At 68.2% G+C, this 22,062-nt stretch carries 24 protein-coding genes and 1 pseudogene; 18 read left to right on the top strand and 7 right to left on the bottom strand.

The window, feature by feature from the left end; translation table 11 throughout:
- Positions 1-21 precede the first annotated feature (21 nt).
- The 6 genes from H7J86_RS04725 to trmD all read left to right on the top strand — a co-directional run bounded on the left by H7J86_RS04725 (position 22) and on the right by trmD (position 3,859).
- Complete coding sequence (locus H7J86_RS04725; protein WP_090356865.1) at positions 22-1,257, top strand: osmoprotectant NAGGN system M42 family peptidase; 1,236 nt, start codon at positions 22-24, stop codon at positions 1,255-1,257.
- A gap of 34 nt (positions 1,258-1,291) precedes the next feature.
- On the top strand, positions 1,292-1,741 hold the full coding sequence (locus H7J86_RS04720) for a nuclear transport factor 2 family protein (protein WP_090356863.1): 450 nt from the start codon (positions 1,292-1,294) through the stop codon (positions 1,739-1,741).
- A 169-nt stretch (positions 1,742-1,910) separates the two neighbouring features.
- A complete protein-coding gene (rpsP, locus tag H7J86_RS04715) occupies positions 1,911-2,390 on the top strand; it encodes a 30S ribosomal protein S16 (RefSeq protein ID WP_187098957.1) in 480 nt (159 codons plus the stop codon).
- A complete protein-coding gene (locus tag H7J86_RS04710) occupies positions 2,387-2,629 on the top strand; it encodes an RNA-binding protein (RefSeq protein ID WP_090356861.1) in 243 nt (80 codons plus the stop codon). The genes rpsP and H7J86_RS04710 overlap by 4 nt, the downstream gene beginning before the upstream one ends.
- A gap of 16 nt (positions 2,630-2,645) precedes the next feature.
- Entirely contained in the window at positions 2,646-3,170 is a 525-nt protein-coding gene (gene rimM / locus H7J86_RS04705) for a ribosome maturation factor RimM (RefSeq protein ID WP_267289626.1), read from the top strand.
- A gap of 5 nt (positions 3,171-3,175) precedes the next feature.
- Complete coding sequence (gene trmD / locus H7J86_RS04700) at positions 3,176-3,859, top strand: tRNA (guanosine(37)-N1)-methyltransferase TrmD (protein WP_187098959.1); 684 nt, start codon at positions 3,176-3,178, stop codon at positions 3,857-3,859.
- On the opposite strand, the gene H7J86_RS04695 is transcribed toward trmD, so the two are convergent.
- On the bottom strand, positions 3,856-4,800 hold the full coding sequence (locus H7J86_RS04695; protein WP_267289624.1) for a serine hydrolase: 945 nt from the start codon (positions 4,798-4,800) through the stop codon (positions 3,856-3,858). The genes trmD and H7J86_RS04695 overlap by 4 nt on opposite strands.
- A 347-nt stretch (positions 4,801-5,147) precedes the next feature.
- Here H7J86_RS04695 and rplS point away from each other — a divergent pair, with 347 nt between their 5' ends.
- From rplS to H7J86_RS04675, 4 genes are read left to right on the top strand one after another with little or no spacing between them, the layout of a single operon-like run.
- Positions 5,148-5,489, top strand: a complete 342-nt coding sequence (gene rplS, locus H7J86_RS04690) for a 50S ribosomal protein L19 (protein ID WP_090356852.1) — start codon at positions 5,148-5,150, stop codon at positions 5,487-5,489.
- Positions 5,490-5,535: 46 nt separating this feature from the next.
- Positions 5,536-6,351, top strand: a complete 816-nt coding sequence (gene lepB, locus H7J86_RS04685; protein ID WP_267289622.1) for a signal peptidase I — start codon at positions 5,536-5,538, stop codon at positions 6,349-6,351.
- An 11-nt stretch (positions 6,352-6,362) separates the two neighbouring features.
- Complete coding sequence (locus H7J86_RS04680) at positions 6,363-7,100, top strand: ribonuclease HII (RefSeq protein WP_267289620.1); 738 nt, start codon at positions 6,363-6,365, stop codon at positions 7,098-7,100.
- The gene (locus tag H7J86_RS04675) at positions 7,097-7,402 is read left to right on the top strand and encodes a DUF2469 domain-containing protein (protein ID WP_024450376.1); all 306 of its coding nucleotides are present in this window, start codon (positions 7,097-7,099) and stop codon (positions 7,400-7,402) included. Before H7J86_RS04680 ends, H7J86_RS04675 begins: the two co-directional genes overlap by 4 nt.
- On the opposite strand, the gene H7J86_RS04670 is transcribed toward H7J86_RS04675, so the two are convergent.
- On the bottom strand, positions 7,399-8,094 hold the full coding sequence (locus H7J86_RS04670; protein ID WP_267289618.1) for a dienelactone hydrolase family protein: 696 nt from the start codon (positions 8,092-8,094) through the stop codon (positions 7,399-7,401). The genes H7J86_RS04675 and H7J86_RS04670 overlap by 4 nt on opposite strands.
- A gap of 23 nt (positions 8,095-8,117) precedes the next feature.
- On the opposite strand from H7J86_RS04670, the gene H7J86_RS04665 reads away from it, so the two are divergent.
- Together H7J86_RS04665 and H7J86_RS04660 are read left to right on the top strand one after the other, a co-directional pair.
- A complete protein-coding gene (locus H7J86_RS04665) occupies positions 8,118-9,323 on the top strand; it encodes a CoA transferase (protein ID WP_267289616.1) in 1,206 nt (401 codons plus the stop codon).
- Positions 9,320-10,120 carry an acyl-CoA thioesterase gene (locus H7J86_RS04660; protein WP_267289614.1) on the top strand — a complete coding sequence of 267 codons (801 nt, stop codon included), beginning with the start codon at positions 9,320-9,322 and terminating at the stop codon, positions 10,118-10,120. Before H7J86_RS04665 ends, H7J86_RS04660 begins: the two co-directional genes overlap by 4 nt.
- 965 nt (positions 10,121-11,085) lie before the next feature.
- Here the strand turns inward: H7J86_RS04660 and H7J86_RS33535 are convergent.
- From H7J86_RS33535 to H7J86_RS04635, 5 genes and pseudogenes are all read right to left on the bottom strand, one after another.
- A pseudogene (locus tag H7J86_RS33535) lies at positions 11,086-12,123 on the bottom strand (non-ribosomal peptide synthetase); the annotation flags it as partial.
- Between the two features lie 377 nt (positions 12,124-12,500).
- Positions 12,501-13,541 (bottom strand): ABC transporter ATP-binding protein, encoded by a 1,041-nt coding sequence (locus tag H7J86_RS04650; RefSeq protein WP_267289612.1) that lies wholly within the window; start codon positions 13,539-13,541, stop codon positions 12,501-12,503.
- Entirely contained in the window at positions 13,538-15,088 is a 1,551-nt protein-coding gene (locus tag H7J86_RS04645; RefSeq protein WP_267289610.1) for an ABC transporter permease, read from the bottom strand. Before H7J86_RS04645 ends, H7J86_RS04650 begins: the two co-directional genes overlap by 4 nt.
- Positions 15,089-16,105 carry an iron ABC transporter substrate-binding protein gene (locus H7J86_RS04640; protein WP_267289608.1) on the bottom strand — a complete coding sequence of 339 codons (1,017 nt, stop codon included), beginning with the start codon at positions 16,103-16,105 and terminating at the stop codon, positions 15,089-15,091.
- A 117-nt stretch (positions 16,106-16,222) separates the two neighbouring features.
- Positions 16,223-17,122, bottom strand: coding sequence for a DUF6745 domain-containing protein (locus tag H7J86_RS04635; RefSeq protein WP_267289606.1), 900 nt, complete (start codon positions 17,120-17,122; stop codon positions 16,223-16,225).
- Between the two features lie 98 nt (positions 17,123-17,220).
- Here H7J86_RS04635 and H7J86_RS04630 point away from each other — a divergent pair, with 98 nt between their 5' ends.
- The 6 genes from H7J86_RS04630 to H7J86_RS04605 all read left to right on the top strand — a co-directional run bounded on the left by H7J86_RS04630 (position 17,221) and on the right by H7J86_RS04605 (position 22,059).
- Entirely contained in the window at positions 17,221-17,580 is a 360-nt protein-coding gene (locus H7J86_RS04630) for a heme-binding protein (protein ID WP_090356832.1), read from the top strand.
- An 88-nt stretch (positions 17,581-17,668) separates the two neighbouring features.
- The gene (locus H7J86_RS04625; RefSeq protein WP_267289604.1) at positions 17,669-18,010 is read left to right on the top strand and encodes a hypothetical protein; all 342 of its coding nucleotides are present in this window, start codon (positions 17,669-17,671) and stop codon (positions 18,008-18,010) included.
- A 110-nt stretch (positions 18,011-18,120) separates the two neighbouring features.
- Positions 18,121-18,483, top strand: coding sequence for a YraN family protein (locus H7J86_RS04620; RefSeq protein ID WP_090357278.1), 363 nt, complete (start codon positions 18,121-18,123; stop codon positions 18,481-18,483).
- Positions 18,483-20,000, top strand: a complete 1,518-nt coding sequence (locus H7J86_RS04615) for a YifB family Mg chelatase-like AAA ATPase (protein ID WP_267289602.1) — start codon at positions 18,483-18,485, stop codon at positions 19,998-20,000. Before H7J86_RS04620 ends, H7J86_RS04615 begins: the two co-directional genes overlap by 1 nt.
- Positions 19,990-21,129 carry a DNA-processing protein DprA gene (dprA, locus tag H7J86_RS04610; RefSeq protein WP_267289600.1) on the top strand — a complete coding sequence of 380 codons (1,140 nt, stop codon included), beginning with the start codon at positions 19,990-19,992 and terminating at the stop codon, positions 21,127-21,129. The genes H7J86_RS04615 and dprA overlap by 11 nt, the downstream gene beginning before the upstream one ends.
- Before the next feature lie 66 nt (positions 21,130-21,195).
- A complete protein-coding gene (locus H7J86_RS04605; RefSeq protein ID WP_187098968.1) occupies positions 21,196-22,059 on the top strand; it encodes a siderophore-interacting protein in 864 nt (287 codons plus the stop codon).
- Positions 22,060-22,062 lie beyond the last annotated feature (3 nt).

Here is a 22,062-nt window from a genome sequence, read left to right as displayed (position 1 = left end):
TCGAGGATGAGAAGAGGAGACATGAAGTCCGAACGTGCCGCGATGCCGGAGGCGACCCGCGCGTGGATGATCGACACCTTGCTCGGTCTGTTGCAGACGCCGAGCCCGTCGGGACGTACCGACGCCGTCATGCAGCTGATCGGCGACGTCCTCGACGACCTCGGGGTGCCGTTCACCCTGACCCGTCGGGGCGCGCTCACCGCGGAGCTGCCCGGCGAGTCGAAGACCACCGACCGGGCGGTCGTCGTGCACGCCGACACCATCGGCTGCATGGTCCGGGATCTGAAGGACAACGGCCGGCTCGAGCTCATCCCGGTGGGAACGTTCTCGGCGCGCTTTGCCACCGGTGCCCGGGTGCGCATCTTCACCGACGATCCCGAGGAATTCTTCACCGGAACCGTGATGCCGCTCAAGGCGTCCGGGCACGCGTTCGGCGACGAGATCGACACCCAGCCCACGGACTGGCCGGGCGTTGAGGTCCGGATCGACCGCAAGGTCGCCACCCGCGACGACCTGGAGCGCCTCGGGTTCAACGTCGGCGACTTCGTCGCATTGATCGCCGCGCCCGAGCTCACCGCCGACGGTTTCATCGTCTCGCGACACCTGGACGGCAAGGCCGGCGTCGCCGTCGCGCTGGCCCTGGCCAAGACCGTCGCCGAGGGTGGCATCGTGCTGCCGCACAAGACGACGATCATGGTCACCATCACCGAGGAGGTCGGCCATGGGGCCAGCCACGGGTTGGACCCGGACGTCGCGGAACTGGTGTCGGTCGATAACGCGGTCTGCGCGCCGGGCCAGCACTCCATCGAGGACGGCGTGACCATCCCGATGGCCGACCTGCACGGGCCGTTCGACTACCACCTCACCCGCAAGCTCTGCCGGCTGGCCGACGAGCGCCGGATTCCCTACGCGCGCGACGTGTTCCGCTTCTACCGTTCCGACGCGGCGGCGGCCATCGAGGCCGGTGCCAACACCCGGGCCGCGCTGGTCGGTTTCGGGCTGGACGGCAGCCACGGCTGGGAACGTACCCACATCGACTCGCTCGAAGCCGTCTACAACCTGTTGTTCGCCTGGCTGCAGACCCCGCTGACATTCGCCAAGTGGGACGCCAAACCGTCGGGCAAGCTGCGCGATTTCCCGTCGTCGAAGCAGCCCGCGCCCACCGAGCAGTGGGTGCCGCTCTCGCGCGGTGACCATGCCGAACCGGGGGAGTGGTCCGGCGAACACTGGCCGCCCGCCGAAGGACCGCAAGCCTGACCTGTCCGGGCCACCGCGGTGGTTCAATCGAGGCGTGCTGAGCATCGAAGAGATCTCCGACCGCCTGGAAATCCAGGATCTGCTGGTGGCGTACTCGACGGCCATCGACAACCGCCGGTTCGACGACCTGGATCACGTGTTCACCGAGGACGCCTATATCGACTACCGCGCCATGGGCGGGGTGGACGGCCGGTTCCCCGAGGTGAAGGCATGGCTGGCTCAGGTGCTGCCGAACTTCCCGGCGTACGCGCACATGCTGGGGAACTTCGATATCCGTATCACCGGCGACACCGCCAGCTCGCGGACGCTGTGCTTCAACCCCATGGTGCTCGGAGCCGCCCCGGCGGCGACATCGGGCTCCAGCGGCGAACAGCAGCAGGTGCTGTTCTGTGGGCTCTGGTACGAGGACGAGTTCGTGCGCACCGCCGACGGCTGGCGGATGACGCGGCGCGTCGAGGTGAAGTGCTTCGACCGGGTGGTCTGACGGGGATTTGGGCTGGCTGTCGCCGTTCTGGCACAATGGTCGGCTGTCCGCGTGCGACACGTTAGATGCGCCGCACCCCGGTCACACACGCAAAGGCAAAACCGGATCCCGGCACCCCGCCCGGATCGCCGAATTGCCAGCGTGGCAATCACAGGAGAAACGCTTCACCATGGCTGTCAAGATCAAACTCGCCCGCTTCGGCAAGATCCGCAACCCCCAGTACCGCATCGCCGTCGCCGACGCGCGCAACCGCCGCGACGGACGCGCCATCGAGGTCATCGGCAAGTACCACCCCAAGGAAGAGCCGAGCCTCATCCAGGTCGATTCCGAGCGCGTGCAGTACTGGCTGAGCGTCGGCGCGCAGCCCACCGAGCCCGTCCTGGCGCTGCTGAAGGTCACCGGTGACTGGCAGAAGTTCAAGGGCCTGCCGGGCGCCGAGGGCACCCTGAAGGTTAAGGAGCCCAAGCCGTCCAAGCTGGATCTGTTCAACGCGGCCCTGGCCGCCGCGGACAACGAGCCCACCGGCGAGGCCACCCAGCTGAAGAAGAAGAAGGCGCCCTCCAAGAAGGAGGAAGCCGCCGAGGCCGAGGCCGCTCCTGCCGAAGCCGCCGCTGAGGCCACCGAGACTGAAGCCCCCGCCGCCGAATGAGCTCTGTAGTCGTCGACGCCGTCGAGCACCTCGTTCGCGGGATCGTCGACAACCCCGATGACGTGCGTGTCGACCTGGTGACCAACCGGCGCGGCCGCACCGTCGAGGTCCATGTGCACCCCGAGGACCTGGGCAAGGTCATCGGCCGTGGTGGTCGCACGGCCACCGCGCTGCGCACCCTGGTCGCCGGCATCGGCGGCCGGGGCATCCGCGTCGACGTGGTCGACACCGACCAGTAGGTCGGGCGGGCACGGAATGGATCTCGTCGTCGGTCGGGTCGTGAAGGCCCACGGCATCAGCGGCGAGGTCGTCGTCGACGTCCGCACCGACGATCCGGACGCCCGGTTCACCCCGGGCGCCCGGTTACGCGGTTTCAAGCGTGGCGGTGCGCAGCGCGAATTCGTCATCGAGGCGGTGCGCGAGCACGGCAACCGGCTGCTGGTGCGGCTGGCCGGCGTCAACGACCGCAACGGCGCCGACGAAGTCCGCGGCACGGTGTTCCTGGTGGACACCGACGATCTACCCCCCATCACCGATCCCGACGAGTTCTACGACCACGAACTCGAAGGGCTGGCCGTGCGGACCGTCGCCGGCGCCGCGGTCGGCACCGTCGCCGAGGTGTTGCACACCGCGGCCGGCGAGTTGCTGTCGGTCACGACCCCCGAGGGCGCCGAGATTCTGGTGCCGTTCGTCGGAGCCATCGTCACGTCGGTGTCGCTGGACGACCAGCTCGTCGTGATCGATCCGCCCGACGGATTGCTCAATCTCGAAGATCTGTAATCGCCATGCGGATCGACGTCATCACGATCTTCCCCGCCTATCTGGAACCGTTGCGGCAGGCGCTGCCCGGCAGGGCCATCGACGCGGGCATCTACGACGTCGGTGTTCATGATCTGCGCCGGTGGACTCACGATGTGCACCGCTCGGTGGACGATTCCCCGTACGGCGGCGGCCCGGGGATGGTCATGAAGGCGCCCGTCTGGGGTGAGGCGCTCGACGAGATCTGTTCGCCGGAAACACTTCTGGTGATCCCGACGCCGGCAGGGCGACCGTTCACCCAGGCCGTCGCGCAACGCTGGAGTGCCGAATCGCATCTGGTGTTCGCCTGCGGCCGTTACGAGGGGATCGACCAGCGGGTGGCCGATGACGCCGCCCGCCGGATGCGCGTCGAAGAGGTCTCCATCGGCGACTATGTGCTGGCCGGTGGTGAAGCCGCGGTACTGGTCATGGTGGAGGCCGTGGTGCGACTGCTCCCCGAGGTGCTCGGCAATCCGCAGTCCCACCTTGAGGATTCGCATTCTGACGGCTTGCTCGAGGGGCCCAGTTACACCCGGCCGGCGGTCTGGCGCGACCTGGAGGTGCCGCCGGTGCTGCTCTCGGGCGATCACGCCAAGATCGCGGCGTGGCGGCACGAGCAGGGGCTGGCGCGCACCCGTGACCGTCGGCCGGACCTGCTCGACGAGGTCTAGATACGCCCGCCGGGGAAGATCGTGGCCACCGCCTGCGTGATGGTCTGGCGCGCCTTGGTGGCGTCGGCGGCCTGCATCGAACTGATCGCCATCACGTAGCGCCGGTCCGGGCCGATCACCCCGGTGGACAGGTGCATCCAGTCGGCGCCGATGCAGCACATCCACCCTTGTTTCACCGCAACGGGTTCCGCGGGTAATCCCTCCGGGATCCCGAAGCGCTGCGGGTACACCCCGCCGGGCACCATGCCGTCGGGGGCGGTGGGTGTGGATTCGGCGAGATTGGACAAGATGATGCTGGCGTCGGCCAGCGGCAGTCCACCGGTGCCTGCCAGCAGCATGTCGTAGTAGCGCACCAGGTCGGTCACCGTGCTGGTGGTGTTGTACCAGCGGCCGTTACCCGGCGGCCGCGTCGCCGACAGCCCGTAGCGCGCGACGACCCGGTTGATGATCGCGCTACCACCACTGCGATTCCAGAAGACCTCGGCGGCGCTGTCATCCGACGAGCGCAACATGACATCGAGCATCCGGCGGTCGTCGGGGCTGAGAGTGGTCTGGCCCTTGGCCTCTTGCAGCAGAAGATCGTCGGCGATGAACAGCTTCACCACCGAGGCGATCGCCACGGTATCGGCTGCGCCGTTGGTGACCAGCTGGCCGGTGTTGCGGTCGAGGATGGCCACGGTGATATCGGCGCCGGATCTGGCGGCTTCCGCGGTGGCCTGTCGGATACGCATGTCCAGTCCGTCGAATGCGGCGGTCGGCTGGTCGGGCGGCGTCTCGGGCAGCGGGGCGGAGTTGCCCAAAGGCGCGATGACGGTCAGCTGGGGTGATTCGGGGGGCGGGGGCGGGGTCCCGTAGACCTTGGCCTCGCAGGCCGATACCAGCGCGCCGGTACAGAGCACGGTCGCGGTCACCGTCATCAACTTCGACGGCCGCGCGCGCATAGCTCTCCTCCTTGACGTGGCATGTCAGTAACCGGGTGAACCGCTGGGTAAACCGAGACTTTTCGGCCCGAGCTCGGACCCCTGGATGCCGGTCGTGACGTTTACGTAGCCTAACGGCAGAGTGCCGTTGCCGCGCAGCTACCGACTCCGGGCGTTTCGTGCCCGTATACGGCGATTTCGTCGTATGCGTGCCGTCTGGCACAATTGAGCAGTTGTCTGCGCACGGCCTCGCCTGTGAAGCGTGAAGCCTGCTGCGTGACGCAGAACCCGATACACCCGAAATACCTCGGCTCGACCGCGCCCGGCGTGGTTTGACACGAGCCGCTAACAGCAAGGAAGTGTCACCGATGAACACGCTGGACTTCATCGATCAGGCGTCGCTGCGCGAGGATATCCCGGCCTTTGGCCCCGGCGACACGATCAATGTGCACGTCAAGGTCATCGAGGGCTCCAAGGAGCGCATCCAGGTCTTCAAGGGCGCCGTGATCCGGCGCCAGGGCGGCGGCGCCCGGGAGACCTTCACCGTGCGCAAGGAGAGCTACGGCGTCGGCGTCGAGCGGACCTTCCCGGTGCACTCGCCCAACATCGACCACATCGATGTCGTGACCCGTGGCGACGTGCGTCGCGCCAAGCTGTACTACCTGCGCGAACTGCGCGGCAAGAAGGCGAAGATCAAGGAGAAGCGCTGACGCGCCCTGCCAGGGAACGCGGCATGACGCTGATTACCCTGATGCCGTGACCGACGACAAAAAAGAAGGCACGGCGGAAGACTCCGTCGAGGATGTATCCGAAGACGGCGACGAGCCCAAGCGCAAGGGCGGTGCCCTGCGTGAGGGCGTCATCCTGGTCACCATCGCGCTGGTCATGTACTACGTGGTGCTCACCTTCGTGGCGCGCCCGTACCTGATCCCGTCCGAATCGATGGAGCCCACCCTGCACGGGTGCGCGGGCTGCGTCGGGGACCGGATCATGGTCGACAAGCTGACCTACGACTTCTCCAAGCCCGAGCCCGGCGATGTGATCGTCTTCAAAGGCCCGTCGAACTGGAATATCGGCTACAAGTCGATCCGGTCGGACAACCCGGTGATCCGCTTCGCGCAGAACGCGCTGTCCTTCGTCGGTTTCGTGCCCCCGGATGAGAACGACTTGGTCAAACGGGTCATCGCGGTCGGCGGCCAGACCGTCGAATGCCGAGCGGCGACCGGGCTGACCGTCGACGGGAAGAAGCTCAACGAGCCCTACCTGGACCCGACGACGATGATGGCCGACACCAACGTCTACCCCTGCCTGGGCAATGAGTTCGGCCCGGTCAAGGTGCCCGATGGCCGGCTGTGGGTGATGGGCGACAACCGCACTCATTCGGCCGACTCGCGCGCCCACTGCAGCAATCTGCCTGCCGATGCGCAGAAGGGCCTGTTGTGCACCGGCGATCCGGTGGCAGGCACGGTGCCCGTCGACAACGTCATCGGTAAGGCCCGGTTCATCGCGTGGCCGCCATCGCGTTGGGGTGGCGTGCACAGCGTGAACCCGCAGACGGCTCCCGCCTCCTAGGAGCTGCGGCGTTGCCGGCGAGCTGGCCCCCGAGGACCGTGATCCGCAGATCCGGCCTGCGCACCCTGGAGTCCGCGCTGTACCGCAGCGGACTCGGCCCGGTGGCGGGTGTGGACGAGGTGGGGCGCGGTGCGTGTGCCGGTCCACTGGTGGTGGCCGCGTGCGTGCTCGGCCCGAACCGGCTTTCCAGCCTGGACGCCCTCGACGATTCCAAGAGGCTCACCGAGGCCGAACGGGAGCGGCTGTTCCCGTTGATCCGCCGGTACGCCGTGGCCTATCACGTGGTGATCATCGGATCGACAGAGGTGGATCGACGCGGGGTGCACTTCGCCAATATCGAGGGGATGCGCCGCGCGGTCGCCGGCCTACCGATGCGTCCCGGTTACGTGCTCTCCGACGGCTTCCGGGTACCCGGCCTGGCGGTTCCGTCGCTGCCGGTGATCGGCGGTGACGCGGCCGCCGCCTGTATCGCCGCGGCGAGCGTGCTGGCCAAGGTCAGTCGCGACCGGATGATGGTCGCCATGGAGGCCGAGCACCCCGGATACGGTTTCGCCGAACACAAGGGCTACAGCACGGCGGCCCATACCGAGGCGTTGGAGCGACTGGGCCCGTGCCGCCAGCACCGGTTCTCGTTCGCCAATATCGCACGCGTTGCGGGATCGGTCGAGGCGACGCGTCCGCGGTTGGATACCGAAGCGCAGTGCGGAATGATGGAACCCAACCTAGACGAAGGACAGCAGAGCAGATGAGTGCCGAGGATCTCGAGAAGTACGAAACCGAGATGGAGCTCTCGCTGTATCGCGAGTACAAGGACATCGTCGGGCAGTTCAGCTACGTGGTGGAGACCGAGCGCCGGTTCTATCTGGCCAACAGTGTGGAGTTGGTGCCGCGGAACGCCGACGGTGAGGTCTACTTCGAACTGCGGCTCGCCGATGCCTGGGTGTGGGACATGTACCGCCCGGCGCGCTTCGTCAAGCAGGTCAGGGTGATCACCTTCAAGGACGTGAACATCGAAGAGGTGGAGAAGCCCGAACTGCGGTTGCCCGACTAAGCCCGCAGGTGTTCGCGGAAGAAGGTGAACACCCGCGTCCAGGCGTCCGCGGTGGCGGCCTCGTTGTAGCCGAACCCGGCGACCCGTAGCAGCGGCTGCGCGGGCAGTTGGTTGGCGAAGCTGTGCCCGGCTTCCGGGTAGACCTTGATATCGGCGGTGATGTGGTGGGCGTTCACGGTTCGCCTGAGCTTCTCCGGCGCGCCGATGCCCAGTACATCGCGGCGGCCGAAGCTCGCCACGATGGGGCAGGCACCGGACAGCGTGCGGTCCAGGTTGCGTGGCAAGGGTACGCCGTAGAACGGGGCCGATGCACCGAATCCCTTGGGGGAGAGGATGAGTGCGAACTGCCCGCCCATGCAGAAGCCTGCGATGCCGACCGCGCCGGTGCACTCCGGCAGGGCCAGCAGATGGTCGCGCGCGGCCAAGATGTCATCGAGTGAGCGCCCACGTTGGGTCAGCAGTTCCCGCATGACGCGGGTGATGCAGCGGGCACGGCCGCCCCGTGCGTACAGGTTCGGGGTCAGGGCCAGATAGCCGGCGTCGGCGATCCGCTGGGAGACCGCCTCGTTGTCCGGCCGGTATCCGAAGGCGTCGTGCACGACCACCACCCCCGGCCACGGCCCGGGCCCCGTCGGGGTGCTCAGCAATGCGTCGATGGGACCGGCAGGGGTATCGAGCGTGATCGAGGGCACGGCACCAACGTAACGTGACCGGGGTGACTGACGCACCTGAGGCGCTCCGGCCGTTGGCCGGTGTGCGCATCATCGAGATCTCCAGTTTCGTCGCCGTACCCCTGGCCGGAATGACGCTGGCCCAGCTGGGCGCCGAGGTGATCCGGGTGGACCCGGTGGGCGGGGCCGCCGATTACCGGCGCTGGCCGGTGACCGGCGACGGTGAGAGCATCTACTGGGCCGGGTTGAACAAGGGCAAGCGGTCGGTCGCGGTGGACATGCGCTCGGAGCAGGGACAGGACCTGGTGGTTCGGCTGATCGCCGAGGCCGGTGTGCTGATCACCAATGTGGCTGGGCGGCAGTGGCATTCGTACGACACATTGGCAGCGGTGCGGCCCGACCTGATCCATGTGGAGATCTCCGGTCGCGCCGACGGCGGCACCGGGGTTGACTACACCGTCAATGCCGGCCTGGGATTTCCGCTGGTGACCGGGCCCGAAGGCCTCGACGTTCCGGTCAATCACGTCCTGCCGGCCTGGGATGTGGCCTGCGGTCTGTACACCGCGCTGGCCGTCACCACCGCGTTGCGGCACCGCGATGCCACCGGACAGGGCCAGCGGGTGTCGATCCCGCTGGAGAACGTCGCGCTGGCCACCGCGGGCAACTTGAGCTTTCTGACCGAGGTGATGATCAACGGCACGGACCGGCCGCGCATCGGCAACTCGATCTACGGCCAGTACGGACAACAGTTCACCAGCGCCGACGGTGCCGCGTTCATGATCGTCGCGTTGACCGGGCGGCATTTCCGGGACCTGTCCGAGGTCACCGGCAACGCCAAAGCGGTTGCGGCGCTCGGGGAATCGCTGGGTGCCGATTTCACCGACGAAGGCCGGCGCTACCAGCATCGCGATGCGCTGACCGGGCTGTTCACCCCGTGGTTCAGCGCGCACACCGCCGAGGAGATCAGCGCCGCGCTGTCGGGTACCTCGATCCTGTGGGAACGCTACCGCAGCTTCGCCGACGCCGCCGCCGCCCCGTCGGTGACCGACAACCCGCTGTTCACCACCCTGGACCAGCCCCGCGTCGGTAGCTACCTGGCGCCGGGGCTGCCGGTGGCCATCGACGGCAGCTACCCGCCCGCGGTGCCGTCACCCGCGCTCGGTGACCACACCGCGCAGGTGCTGGTCGACACGCTGGGGCTGGAGGCGGACGAGCTCGCCCGCCTGACCGAAGCCGGCACGGTGGCATGAGCGCGCTCGCGGCACTGTTCGACCTCACGGAGGCAGGTCATGACGCGTGGACGGGCGTGGCCAGCGGGCCCGAGGGTAAGCGGGCCTTCGGCGGGCTGATCGCCGCCCAGAGCCTGGCCGCCGCCTGCCACACCCTCGATGCGGCATTCCAGCCCACCAACATGCACCTGCAGTTCCTGCGCGGCGGGGATGCCGGCGCGGTGCTCGACCTGCGGGTGGATCGGATGTACGACGGGCGCACCGCTGCCGCCCGCCGCGTCGAAAGCCGCCAGGGCGGTCGGCTGCTCACCGCCGCGACGGTGTCGTTCACCGTGCCGCTGGCCGGCCCCGAACACGGGGTACACACCGTGCTGCCCGCGCACCCGGACACCTTGCCGCCGACCGGCCCGCCCGGTCCGGCGCCGTCGTTGCCGTTGGAGGAACTCGACATCCGGATCGAGGACGTCGGCTCCGGACCGGATTTCGTCCGGCGGATGTGGTGGCGGGTGACCGCGCCGCTGCCCGATGTGCCGTTGCTGCACACGCTGATCGCCGTGTACATCACCGATCTGTACGGGGTCGACCCGGCCTCACAGGTGCACGGCCACTCCATGAGCGACCGCACGCACCGCACCGGTACCACCGATTCGTCGATCTGGCTGCATCAGTCGGTCCGGGCCGACGAGTGGAATCTGCTGGAGTCGTCCTCACCGGCGGCGGCGCGGGGGCGCAGCGTCATCACCGCCAGCCTGGTGCGCGCCGACGGCGTCATCGCCGCGACCCTGGTCCAGGAAGGATTGTTGGCCGACCGGGATTGACGGATGCGCCTGCGGATCCCGTTGATCAGCTGACTCAACGCGATGCCCGCGGCGACGGAAGCCAGGACACCCAGCAGCCGGTGCTCGCCGAACAACGGGTACACCTGAAAGTGTGTGAGGTAGGTGTAGAGCGACGCTTCGGCAACCACGCCCGCGATCATCGCGAGCGGCGCCGGGCACCGCACGGTCGGCAGCCAGATGAGCAGCGCCAGCCCGGTGAACACGAGGATCTCCCGGTTGGTGTTGCCGAAGTAGCCGTGGATCCCCGAAGCGAGCACGGCGGTGACCGCCAGGCGCTGCCAGGCCGAGGTGGCCTTCGCCGCCGTCCACCCCGCTGCGAAGAACCAGAATGCCACCATGGTGAACCACCCGTCGCGGCCGGGGAATTCGTAGCGCAGCATCAGCCCGAGCGCCAGAAACGCTGCGGCGCAGGCGAACGGGTGCCGTCGTTCGGCGCGGTCGCCCAGCCAGCACAGCGCGGTGAGGCCCAGCAGGATCCACACCAGCACTTCGACGAACCACAACCGCCCGGCCGTCATGCTGTCGGTTGGGCCGAGAAACTTGTTGGCCAGCAAGAGGTTCGTGGCGTGGTAATCGTCGGTGACGACCAGTGCGACGGCCACCCAGACGATCGCCGGAACGGCGATCCAGCCGATGGTGTGGCGCAGATGGCGGACCCGGTCGCTGCGGGATACCGGCGTCAGGCAGAACCGGCCGAAGTTGTAGCCCGCCAGACCGAGCAGGATGTGTGCGCCACCCCAGAGTGTGAAGAGTCCCGCATGGGATCCGACGATCAAGACGATCGCGAGCGCCCGCAGGGCGATGCTGGTTTCCAGCGCGGTGCCGAGCGTAGCCGGCTGCGCGGCCTGTTCCAGATCGTGCACCGGGGCCTGCTGCCACTGCGGCGGTAGCCGGCCGAGGACCTTCTGCAGCCGCACCGACATCGCCACATACGTCAGGGAGTTGCCGCCGAGATCGACGAAACTTGCGCCGGGATCGATGCGGTCGGGGTCGAGGTGCAGGACATCGGCGAACACCGCACGGACGGTGGATGTTGCCGCGTGCGCCGGGACCAGCGCCCGCACTGCCGGATAGTCCGGTTTACCGGAGGGCAGCACCGGCAGTTCGTCGACCCGGGCTGCGCGCACGGCGGCCGGTGGCACGCCGGTGATGGCGGCCACGGCGTCGCGCACCTGCGCCGGGTCGGCGAGTGCGGCCACCACGAGGGTGTCGGCGTCGTCGGTGCACCACGCGAGGATGCCGCGGTCGCGCAGGGATGCCTCCAAGCGTTGGAGATCTATCCGCAGACCGAACATCTTCACGAACCGGCTGGCCCGGCCCGCCACCTCGTACAGGCCGTCGCCGAGGTGCCGGGCCAGGTCACCCGTGCGCAGTATGTCGACGGTGCGGCCCAGCGCGAGATCGTCGGCACTGTGTGCGTAGCCGAGCATCACATTCGGTCCGCGGTAGGTCAGTTCGCCGATCTCACCGTCGGGGGCGTCGACCCGCAGCTGCCCGCCCGGGATCGCCCGCCCGATCGCACCCGGTAGGGACAGCGCAAGATGCGGCGGCAGGTAGGCCATCCGCGCGGTGGCCTCGGTGGCGCCGTACATGACGAAAAGCTCCCACCCCCGGCGTCGGCCCAGCGTCGCCATCTCACGGATCCGCCGCGGCGCCATCCGGCCACCGGCCTGGGTGATGTAGCGCAGATCGGGCAGGTCCATGGAGTCGAATCCGATCTGCTCCAACAGATCGAACGTGTAGGGCACCCCGGCGAACGTGGTGGCGCGGTAGCGGCGGAACAGCGTCCAGAACTCGTCGTCGGTCACCGACAGGTTGGTCAGCAGCAACGCGGCTCCGCGCAGCAGGTGACTGTGGATGACCGACAGTCCATAGCAATAGGACATCGGCAACGTGGTGGCGGCACAGTCGGTTTCACGGATATCGAGGTAGTCGGCGATGGCTGCGGCATTGGCCAAGAGGTTCTCGGAGGACAACCGCACCAGCTTGGGGGAACCGGTACTGCCCGATGTCGACAGCAGCAGCGCCAACTCCGGGTGTAGGCGGTGCCCCTGCCTTCCGCGATGGTGTACCCCGCCGGCGTCGGCGACGAAATCGGGCCGGTAGCACTCGATGAGGGCGCGGTGATCGCGCCCGGCCGGAACCGGAAGCGGGACATGCCCGGCCGCCAGTGCGCCCAGATACTGCACCAGTGTGGTGATGTCGTTGCGCACCTCGATCAGTGCGATACCGCGATCACCGGTGAATTGCGCTGCGGCACTGGATACCTGGACCGCGAGTTGGCGGTAGGTCAGCGTCGATTCCGCGCCGTGCACTGCCGGGCGCTCGCCGAGGGACGCCAGGTGGTCGATGAGCGGGCTCACCGGAAAACCAGGCCGCTTCCGATGATGTCGATGCACACCTTGGCATGGACCGGCGGCGGGTCGATGCTGTGCTGGCGGACGGTGAAGGCAGGGGCATCCCCGCCGGGGTCGATCGTCAGCAGCACCTCGTGTCCGAGGAACTCGCTGCCGACGACGATGCCGAGACCGGTACCGCCGTGGGAGTCGGCGGTGACGGTCGCGCGCAGCTGTTCGGGCCGAAGCATCAGGGTGCCCGGACCGTCGTCCGCCGCCACGGGGACCCGGCCCAGTGCGCTCTCGGCGCTACCGGAGCGCACCGTGCAGGGCAGCAGGACGCAGTCGCCGAGGAATTCGGCGGTGAACTGATCCGCGGGATTGCGGTAGACCTGTTGCGGGGTACCGACACTGGTGAACCGCCCGTCGCGCATCACCGCGACCTGGTCGGCGATCGAGAGCGCCTCGGCCTGGTCGTGGGTGACCAATAGGGTGGTGACACCCGCGTCGAGCAGCACCTGGGTGACCGCCTTTCGGGTGGCGGCTCGCAGGCCGGTGTCCAGCGCGGAGAACGGTTCGTCGAGCAGCATGAGTGCCGGTCGCCGAGCCAGCGCGCGGGCCAGCGCGACCCGCTGCTGCTGGCCGCCGGACAATTCGTGGGGGCGGCGGGCGACGAACGACTGGTCCAGCGACACCGTCTCCAGCAGTCGTGCCACCTGCTCGCGAATGGCTTTCCTGCCCAGCCGGCCGTGCAGGCCGTAGGCGATGTTCGCGCCCACGTTCAGATGAGGGAACAGGGCGCCGTCCTGGGCGACGTACCCGACGGCTCGTCGGTGCGCGGGGACACAGCGGCCCGGACCGGCCACTTGTGTGCCGTCGATCTCGACGGTCCCCGCGTCGGGATTCTCGAACCCGGCGACCAGTCGCAGCAGGGTGGTCTTTCCGCAACCGGATGCGCCGACCACCGCCGTCGTACTGCCGGGCGTCAGTGTGAGATTCACCGAATCCAGCACCCGTGCGGTGCCGAACGATTTCGAAAGTGACGTGACGTCAAGGGTGTTCATGCGGCCGCCACCTTTGTCGACTGTCTGAACAGCAACACCGTCACCGGGATGGAGAGCAGGACCAAGACCGTCGCGTAGGGCGCGGCGGCGGCGTAATCCAGCTCGCTGGACAGTGACCAGAACCGCATGGCCAGCGTTCTGGTGCCGGTCGGGGCGAGCAGCAGGGTGGCGGTCAGTTCAGTCGCGACGGCCACGAACACCAGGCACATCCCGGCGGCCGCGGCGGGAGCGGTCAACCGCAGCGTCACGTGGAAGAAGGTGTGCGCGGGGGATCGGCCCAGAGACAGCGATGCCTCCTCCAGTGCGGGCGGGATCTGGGCCAGGCCGGAACGCAGATTCACCAACGCGCGGGGCAGGAACATCAACAGGTAGGCGCACAGCACCAGGGCGGTCGTCTGATAGAGCCCGGGGGCGAACCGGATGGCGACCGTCACCAATGCCAGCGCGGTGACGATGCCCGGCATCGCGCTGGTGATGAAGTTGGCGCCCTCCACGGTGCGGGCGAGGGGACCGCTGAACCGAACGGCCAGCCAGGCGAACGGAAATGCCAGCACCGTGGCCAATATCGCGGCCCCCGCTGCCAGCAGGGTCGTCTGCAGCAGGGCGGTGCCCAGATCGCTGAGCGACCACACCGCGGTGCCGCCGATGAGCAACCAGCGCGTCAACGTCCACACCGGCACTCCGAGCGCCAGAGCAGTGAGCGCGGCGAGCCCGGCCGTCGCCGCCGGCCCGAAGGCGCGCAACGGAATCGGGGTGAGTATGCGGGGGGCACCCGAGCCGATCCTGGCGAAGCGGGCCTTGCCGCGCAACGTGCCCTCGGCCAGCAGCAGCACCAGGCACAGCGTCACCAGAATCCCGGCCAGGGTTGCGCCTGCGGCGCCGTCGAAGGTCGCCTGGAACTGCTCGAAGATCGCCGTGGTGAAGGTGGCGAACCGCAGCATGGCGAAGGCGCCGTACTCGGCAAGCAGATGCACCCCGATCAGCAGGCCGCCGCCCAGCACGGCCAACCGCAGTTGCGGCAGTACCACCCGGAAAAACACCCCGACCGGGCTGGATCCCAGGGCGCGTGCGGATTCCTCGACAGCAGGGTCGAGCCCGCGCAGCGTGGCCGCGGCAGGCAGATAGACGAAGGGGAAGTAGGACAGTGCCGAGACCAGCACCCCGGCGCCGAATCCGTGCAGTTGCGGCCAGACGCTCACCCAGGCGTAGCTGTTGATGAAGGCCGGCACTGCCAGCGGGGCCACCAGCAGTGGGCGCCACACCGCCCGGCCGGGCACATCGGTGCGTTCCACCAACCAGGCCGCGGCCACCCCGAGGGCAATGCAGATCGGCACCGTCACCACCACCAGCCCGACGGTGTTGACGAGCAGTTCCCCGACGCGGGGACGGACCACCAACGCGTACACGCGGGCGGGCCCGGTGGAGACAATCGCCCAGGCGACGTAGCCCAGCGGGATGAACGTCAACGCCACCAGCAGCGCGACGGTCCCGCTCAACAGCGGTCCGGCTCCGGTGCGGGTGGTGCGCGGGGCCTGGGTAGTGACCACCTACAGGAGGCCGGCGCTGGTCATGAGGTCGGTCACCTTGGTGGCGTTCAGGTCAGAGGGATCCACCCGGGGTGCCTGCAGGGTGTCCAGCGCAGGCAGGGCGGGGTTGGCCGGGACGCCGCTGGCCACCGGGTATTCGAACGAGGTGCCCTTCTCCAGGACCTCCTGACCGGCTTTGCCGGTGATGAACCGCAGGAACTGCTGGGCCTGGTCTTTCTTCTTGCTCGAACTGAGGACGCCGCCGCCGGAGATGCTGATGAACGCACCGGGGTCCTGGTTGCGGAAGTAGTGCAGCGCGGTGTTGGCGCTGATGTCCTTGGTCTTGGCCTGGTCCCGGAACCAGTAGTAGTGGTAGATGATGCCGCCGTCGACCTGACCGTCGTTGACCGCGCGCAGGGTGGCGATGTTGTCCTGGAAGATGGTCGCGTTGGTCTTCATCCCGGACAGCCAGGCCGCGGTGGCTTTTTCACCGGTGAGGGCGAGCATGGCCGCGACGATGGCTTGGAAGTCCGCCTTGGCGGGTGGTGCGCCCCAGCGACCCTTCCACTGCGGAGACTGCAGGTCCATGATCGACTTCGGCAGCTGATTCTCCTGCAGTCTTGCCTTGTTGTAGACGAACACCGTTGTGCGCGCGGCGACGCCGGTCCACTTGTTCGACGCCGGGCGGTACTGCGCGGGCACCTGCTGCTGGACGGCCGCATCGACGTCGGCGAAGAGTCCGGCCTTCTCGACCGCGGCCATCGCCGGTGAGTTCTCGGTGAGGAACACGTCTGCCGGAGACGCAGCTCCCTCGGCGATGATCTGGTTACCCAGCTCGGTGTCACCGCCCTGCCGGTAGGTGACCTTGATCCCGGTCTCCTTGGTGAACGCCTCGATCCATTCCTTGGCCAGCGACTCGTGCTGAGCGTTGTAGATCAGCAGTTCGTCGTTGGGCGTGCCCGACGAGCAAGCAGTCGCGGCGGCGACCAGCGCAAGGACCGCGAACAAGGCGGTGAATCGACCCCATCGGGCACGCATCAAGGATCCTCTCCTAAGTTGAGGCTGCCCTTAGCAACATACCCGTGCCGGTGCGGTTACTTCTCCGCGCCCTCGACTTCGATTCGGAGTCACTGTCCGTCGGTGATCCCGAGCACTTCAGTCCGCGTTGGATTCAGCCTTGTGGCGCAGAGCATTTCGCGGGTCGACCCATTCGACCACATCACCTGCATCCCGCCGGTGGATGAAGTAGTCGAACGTGCCGTACCCCGGTGCGCGGTCTCGCGTCAGCCGTGGGGGCAGGGACAGGCGGTAAAGGCCGGCGCCGCGCGCATCGGTGTCGACCAACTGCGCGCCGGACCCGCCGACGAGTTGCTCAAAAGTGAGGTAGCGCAACGCAATCGACCGTTGATCGGCGTTCCGGAGGCCGGCGACGGCCTCGATGGTCATCTCGTGGCCGACGATCCGCTGATAGACCGATTCACCGAACTCGGTGCCGTGCAGATAGTAGATGCCGGATCCGTCAGACCATTCGATGGCCGGGCGGCCGGTATCGTCGTGCAGCACACCGGCACTGCCGTCGGCATAGCGGACCGTCGGCATCGGCACCAGAAGCACTTCCCGGTGAATCGGGACGATCCAGCCCAGATCGAGGTCCCGGGCGCTGCGCATCGACTGCGAGAACCGGGCCCACCTGCTGACGGACACCACGCTGATCGGTGGCAGCCATCGCGCATCGGGCATGGCAGCAACGAACCGGCTGTAGAGGATGTCCCGCAGATCGTTCGGCACGATGGCCCCGGGGGCAGCGCCGGTATCGTCATTGCCCGACCAACGTGCGATCCGGGACCATCGCTTGTCCGGCCCGATCAAGGACGCGATCCGCAGCGCCCGGTCCAACTGCGGGATGACCGAGTACTTGGTGCCCAGGTACACATCCCGCGAGATGCAGAACTCGGTCACCAGATCCAGGGCGGCATCGGCATCGAACGAGCCGACGCCCGGGGAACGCCTGGTGGGGAGGTCGAGGTCGACGTAGGACTCCATGTCGAAAGTCATGGGCGCAACGTAGCGCGGAGGTCCGACAAGTCCCGGGACACGCGAGCCGGTCCGCGCAAAGTCTGCGCGATGTCGTAGCGAATCCATAGGATCGAGCAATGAAGCCGATTGCCCTCCTCCTGTTCAGCGCGTCTGCCGTTCTCGCCACCGTCACGGCCCCGACCGCAGCCGCGGCCGACCCGTGTTCGGCGAGCGGTCTGGCCAGCACCGCCAGCGGCGTGCTCGCGCAAGCGGGGAGCTACCTCGATGCGCATCCCGGCGCCAACGATGTCCTCACCGCCGCAGGCAATCAGGACACCGGTGATGCGTCCGCGGCGATCAGGGGCTATTTCACCGGACACCCCGGCGAGTTCCTGGACCTGCAGAACATCGCTCGCCCGCTGACCTCGCTGCGCAGCCAGTGCGGTGTCTCGGTGTCGCCGGGCAAGCTGGCGGCGCTGTTTGATGCGCTGGCCTAACGGCCAGACGGGCGTTCGACGCGCTGGCCTGAAAGCGAGTACCCGCTTACTCAGCTTCCTAGAAGCGGGCCACCCTAACGTGGTCGGGATGACCACGTGGGTGATCTCGATCGACATGGCAGCGGACGGCCCACTGGCTGAACAGCACGACATGGTGCTCGCGTCGGTGCAGCCGTTCCTGGAGTCCTTACCGCGACGACCTGCCGGCCGTGCTGGCAGTGTGCTGGCATCGGAACTGCTGAGCTCCGCGGGTATCCGTGAAACGAACAGATACCTGCTGCTGGTGGATGTGGACAAACCGTCACCGCGGTCACTGCGCATGCTGGCCGAGGAACTGACCACGGTGCTGCCGGCCGGGACGAACGTCTCGGTGCTGGGTGAGTTCGACTCCGTCGCTCGGGCGCCGAAATCGCAGTTACTCGCTTGGTAGAAGGCCGGTTTCGGCCGGGGCCTGTGGATGGATCGGTGACTGTGGATAACTAGCCGTTTTGGGTGCCGGCGTGGGTGATGTTGTCGGTTGTGCGGTCGATCCTGGGGTCCATGGAGACATGGAGTCGCGCCGAGATCGGTGCGTTGGGGGAGCGGTTGGCGGTGGCGCACCTGGAGGCCTTGGGTTTGCGGGTGCTGGAACGTAATTGGCGGTGCCGTTACGGCGAGTTGGATGTGATCGCTGCGGATGGTTCCACGGTGGTGTTCGTGGAGGTCAAGACCCGGACCAGTGATGCCTTCGGTGGGGTGGCGCAGGCGGTGACGCCGGCGAAGGTGCGTCGGTTGCGGCGGTTGGCCGGGGTGTGGCTGGCGCAGCAGCGGGGCAGTTGGGCCGGCGTGCGCATCGATGTGGTCGGGGTGCGGATCGGGCGGACCCGGGTGCCGGAGTTGGCGCATGTGCGGGGAGTCGGCTGATGGCGCTGGGGAGGGCGTTTTCGGTGGCGATCCGTGGGGTGGCGGGGGTGATCGTCGAGATCGAGGCGGATATCACCTCTGGTCTGCCGGGGGTGCATCTGGTGGGTTTGGGGGATGCGGCGTTGCAGGAGTCGCGGGACCGGGTGCGTGCGGCGATCACCAATTGTGGCAATACCTGGCCGATGTCGCGGTTGACGCTGGCGTTGTCACCGGCGACGCTGCCCAAGAACGGTTCGGCGTACGACTTGGCGTTGGCGGCTGCGGTGTTGTCCGCGCACGGGAAGAAGGACTGGCCGCGGCTGGAAAAGACCTTGCTGCTGGGGGAATTGGCGCTCGATGGGCGGGTGCGGCCGGTGACCGGGATTCTGCCGGCGGTGTGGGCGGGCAAGAACGAGGGGTGGCCGGTGGTCGTGGTGCCCGAGGAGAATCTCGCCGAGGCCAGCCTGGTGGATGGTATCGAGGTGTGGGGTGTGCGCACGCTGGGTCAGTTGCAGGCGTGGCTGGCGGGCAAGGGTGGGTTGGCCGCTCGTCTGGAGACTGTGGCGCCTGCGCCGGCGGTGGTGGCTGATCTTGCTGATGTGGTCGGGCAGACCCAGGCCCGGTATGCGGTCGAGGTGGCCGCCGCCGGTGCGCATCACCTGTTTCTGTCGGGGCCGCCGGGGATCGGTAAAACGATGCTCGCGCAACGGCTTCCGGGGTTGTTGCCGCCGTTGACGGAGCAGGAGGCGTTGGAGGTGACGGCGATCCATTCGGTGGCCGGGTTGCTGACCGGGGCCACGCCGTTGATCACCGAGCCGCCGTTCATCGCACCGCATCACACTTCCAGTGTCGCGGCCATGGTCGGTGGTGGCTCGGGCATCGCCCGCCCGGGTGCGGTCAGCCGGGCGCACCGCGGCGTGCTGTTCCTGGACGAATGCGCCGAAATCGGTACCAGCGTGCTGGAAGCCATGCGGACGCCCCTGGAGGACGGCGAGATCCGGCTGGCCCGCCGCGACGGGGTGGCGAAATACCCGGCGCGGTTCCAGCTCATTCTCGCGGCCAACGAATGTCCTTGTGCACCGGCCAATCCCCGCGATTGTGTGTGCCCGGCCGCGGTGAAGCGGCGCTACCTGGGCAAGCTGTCCGGCCCGTTGATGGACCGGGTCGATCTGCGCGTCAAGATGCATCAGGTGCGCGGCGGGGCATTCGGCGACCAGGTCCCCGAACCCACCGCGGTGGTCCGGGAACGGGTGGCCAACGCCCGGGCCGCCGCGGCGCACCGATGGCAGGCCGTCGGGGTGCGGACGAACGCGGAGGTGCCCGGGCCGATCCTGCGGCGCGCGTTCCGGCTGAGCCGCGAGGCCATGGCACCGCTGCGCACAGCGCTCGATCGCGGCACGCTGAGCATCCGCGGAGTCGACCGAACCCTGCGTGTCGCATGGTCCATCGCCGATCTGGCCGGCAAGGAATCTCCGACGGTGGTGGACGTGGGCACGGCGCTGAGCTTCCGCGATGAGGTGGTCAACGATGGCCGATGACCAGACCCGGCGGGCGTGGGCCTATCTGTCCCGCGTGACCGAACCACCCTGTCCCGCACTGACCGAGTACGTCGGCGTGCACGGTCCGGTCGAGGCGGCCGCCAGGATACGGTCTGGCACCGAGCCGCCGTCGTTGACCGATGCGGTGGCGGGGCGCCGGGATATCGACCGCTCGGCAGACGATCTGGCGATGCTCGATCGTCGCGGCGGCCGGCTGATCACGCCGGACGATGACGAGTGGCCGTACCTGTCGTTCGCCGCGTTCGGGGCCGAAGACGTCAGGAGGAAACAGGACGGGCGGGTGCCGATGGTGCTGTGGGCGATCGGGCCCGCGCGCCTGGACGATATCGCCGACCGCGCCGCGGCCATCGTCGGCACCCGGGCGGCCACCGCCTACGGCGAACATATGGCCGCGACCCTGGCGGACGGGCTCGTCGAACACGATGTGGCGGTGGTCTCGGGCGGCGCCTACGGGATCGACGGCGCGGCCCATCGGGCGGCGCTGGCCGCCGAGGGCTGCACGGTCGCCGTGCTGGCCGGCGGTATCGATGTGCCGTATCCGAGCGGTCATTCGGCTCTGCTGCACCGGATTTCACAGACCGGATTGCTGCTCACCGAGTACCCACCCGGCGTGCGTCCGGCCCGGTTCCGCTTCCTGGCCCGCAATCGTCTGGTGGCCGCGCTCGGGCGTGCCACCGTCGTGGTGGAAGCCGGGCTGCGCAGCGGGGCGGCCAACACCGCCTCGTGGGCCGCGGCGATGGGACGAGTGGTGTGTGCGGTGCCCGGACCGGTGACGTCCTCCGCGTCAGCGGGTTGCCATGTGCTGCTGCGGGGCACGGCGCTGCTGGTGGACCGGCCCGACGAACTGGTCGAGATCGTGGGCAAGGCCGGGGAGTTTGCCGACGAGCCCGAACACCCGGTCGCAGCACTGGACGGGCTGTCCCGGCCCGAGCGGCTGGTGTACGAGGCGCTGCCGGCGCGGGGTTATCGCAGCCTTGAGGAGATCGCGGTCGATGCTGCCCTTCCCGCGGAGTCCGTCCTCGGGCCGCTGGCGCTGCTCGAGGTGTCGGGCTTGGTGCAGCGAAAGGAAGGCAGGTGGCGGATCGTGTCGCGGTCCACGCCGGCGTAGCCGACCGCCGCCGGCCGGCCACTCGTACAGTGGTGCGGAGATCGTCTAACAGAACGGGGAGGCACTGTGGCGGGACGTCCGGTCCATACCTTCGAGGTGATCAGCTCCACGCAGCTGACACCGCACATGATCCGGCTGGTGCTCGGTGGCTCCGGGGCGGGGCAGGGCTTTGACACCTTCACCCCCAGCGCGTTCACCGACTCCTACGTCAAGTTCGTCATCCTCCCCGACGGTGCCGATGTGAGCGCGCTCCCGCGACCGCTGACCCTGGACAGTTTCAACGAGCTGCCCGAGGATCGGCGACCCACGGTGCGCACCTACACCGTCCGCCGTGTCGATGCCGAAAAGCGCCAGATCACAGTCGATTTCGTGGTGCACGGCGAGCAGGGGGTGGCCGGCCCGTGGGCCGCGAAGGTCCAACCCGGCCAGCTGGCCTACCTGATGGGCCCCAGCGGTGCCTACGCGCCGGACCCCGCCGCGGACTGGCACCTGCTGGCCGGTGACGAAGCCGGACTGCCGGCGATCAGCGCCGCACTGAACGCCCTACCCCCGACCGCGGTCGGGCAGGCCTTCATCGAGGTCGCCGGACCCGAGGACGAGCTCGACCTGACCGCCCCGTCGGGCGTCGCGGTGCACTGGATCCACCGCGGCGGCCGTGCCGATCAGGTGCCCGACTCGGTCGCCGGTGACCACGCGCCGCTCATCGCGGCGGTGCGCGCCGCCGAATGGCTGCCCGGTCAGGTGCAGGTCTTCGTGCACGGCGAAGCGCAGACCGTCATGCACAATCTGCGGCCCTATCTGCGCAAAGAGCGCGGTGTCGAGGCCAAGTGGGCCTCCATCTCCGGGTACTGGCGCCGCGGGCGGACCGAGGAGACCTTCCGGCAGTGGAAAGCGGAGCTGGCGAAAGTCGAAGCGGGCCAGTCAGACTGACCC

This window comes from Mycobacterium hackensackense (genome assembly GCF_025822555.1).
In the GTDB taxonomy this organism is placed as follows: domain Bacteria; phylum Actinomycetota; class Actinomycetes; order Mycobacteriales; family Mycobacteriaceae; genus Mycobacterium; species Mycobacterium fluoranthenivorans.
The sequence above is the reverse complement of the archived record's forward strand: the minus strand, read 5'-3'. Positions and strand labels throughout refer to the sequence as shown.

Bases quoted from the DNA above. Each gene is read 5' to 3' on its own strand.
- H7J86_RS04620 (WP_090357278.1), top strand. From the start codon at position 18,121: ATGGAGACATGGAGTCGCGCCGAGATCGGTGCGTTGGGGGAGCGGTTG.
- rpsP (WP_187098957.1), top strand. From the start codon at position 1,911: ATGGCTGTCAAGATCAAACTCGCCCGCTTCGGCAAGATCCGCAACCCC.
- H7J86_RS04625 (WP_267289604.1), top strand. From the start codon at position 17,669: ATGACCACGTGGGTGATCTCGATCGACATGGCAGCGGACGGCCCACTG.
- H7J86_RS04725 (WP_090356865.1), top strand. From the start codon at position 22: ATGAAGTCCGAACGTGCCGCGATGCCGGAGGCGACCCGCGCGTGGATG.
- H7J86_RS04615 (WP_267289602.1), top strand. From the start codon at position 18,483: ATGGCGCTGGGGAGGGCGTTTTCGGTGGCGATCCGTGGGGTGGCGGGG.
- rplS (WP_090356852.1), top strand. From the start codon at position 5,148: ATGAACACGCTGGACTTCATCGATCAGGCGTCGCTGCGCGAGGATATC.
- H7J86_RS04630 (WP_090356832.1), top strand. From the start codon at position 17,221: ATGAAGCCGATTGCCCTCCTCCTGTTCAGCGCGTCTGCCGTTCTCGCC.
- H7J86_RS04695 (WP_267289624.1), bottom strand. From the start codon at position 4,800: ATGCGCGCGCGGCCGTCGAAGTTGATGACGGTGACCGCGACCGTGCTC.
- H7J86_RS04635 (WP_267289606.1), bottom strand. From the start codon at position 17,122: ATGACTTTCGACATGGAGTCCTACGTCGACCTCGACCTCCCCACCAGG.
- H7J86_RS04710 (WP_090356861.1), top strand. From the start codon at position 2,387: ATGAGCTCTGTAGTCGTCGACGCCGTCGAGCACCTCGTTCGCGGGATC.
- H7J86_RS04660 (WP_267289614.1), top strand. From the start codon at position 9,320: ATGAGCGCGCTCGCGGCACTGTTCGACCTCACGGAGGCAGGTCATGAC.
- rimM (WP_267289626.1), top strand. From the start codon at position 2,646: ATGGATCTCGTCGTCGGTCGGGTCGTGAAGGCCCACGGCATCAGCGGC.
- H7J86_RS04640 (WP_267289608.1), bottom strand. From the start codon at position 16,105: ATGCGTGCCCGATGGGGTCGATTCACCGCCTTGTTCGCGGTCCTTGCG.
- H7J86_RS04675 (WP_024450376.1), top strand. From the start codon at position 7,097: ATGAGTGCCGAGGATCTCGAGAAGTACGAAACCGAGATGGAGCTCTCG.
- H7J86_RS04650 (WP_267289612.1), bottom strand. From the start codon at position 13,541: ATGAACACCCTTGACGTCACGTCACTTTCGAAATCGTTCGGCACCGCA.
- trmD (WP_187098959.1), top strand. From the start codon at position 3,176: ATGCGGATCGACGTCATCACGATCTTCCCCGCCTATCTGGAACCGTTG.
- dprA (WP_267289600.1), top strand. From the start codon at position 19,990: ATGGCCGATGACCAGACCCGGCGGGCGTGGGCCTATCTGTCCCGCGTG.